The 381-nt window shown below is 34.4% G+C and carries 1 protein-coding gene; it reads left to right on the forward strand.

Annotated features, from left to right (window positions below; genetic code table 11):
- Positions 1-185, forward strand: a 185-nt coding sequence (locus tag HMPREF0083_RS20965) for a Ger(x)C family spore germination C-terminal domain-containing protein (RefSeq protein WP_021623771.1), incomplete at its 5' end; no start/stop codon positions are given.
- Between the last annotated feature and the right edge of the window lie 196 nt (positions 186-381).

The following is a 381-nucleotide window of genomic DNA, read 5'->3' on the forward strand; positions in this document are numbered from 1 at the left end:
TTACAGCCTTCGTTGAAAAAGTGAAAAAAGAAAAGCTGGATCCTTTTAAATTTGGCTGGTATGCACGTGCGCATCAATATGAACATTGGAAAAAAAACAAAGATCGTTGGCCAGACGAGTTTGCAAAGGCGACGGTGAATATAACGCCAAATATAAAAATTTCCTCGTATGGTGTTATTGAATAAGAATTGAGAAAGAATTTTTATCAAATCAGATGTATATGAATCAATTTCACAATTGCTTTTCCAAAAAAGCTGTAAACTTCATCTAATGCTAGAGTGTTGTTTTTTAGAAATTAAGCTGTCGCTTTTTTTGTGTTTTTCACCTGATGGCGTATACGATCTACGGCTAACTTGGACGCATTATAAACAAGCGTAACAA

It is taken from the genome of Aneurinibacillus aneurinilyticus ATCC 12856 (genome assembly GCF_000466385.1).
Taxonomy (GTDB): domain Bacteria; phylum Bacillota; class Bacilli; order Aneurinibacillales; family Aneurinibacillaceae; genus Aneurinibacillus; species Aneurinibacillus aneurinilyticus.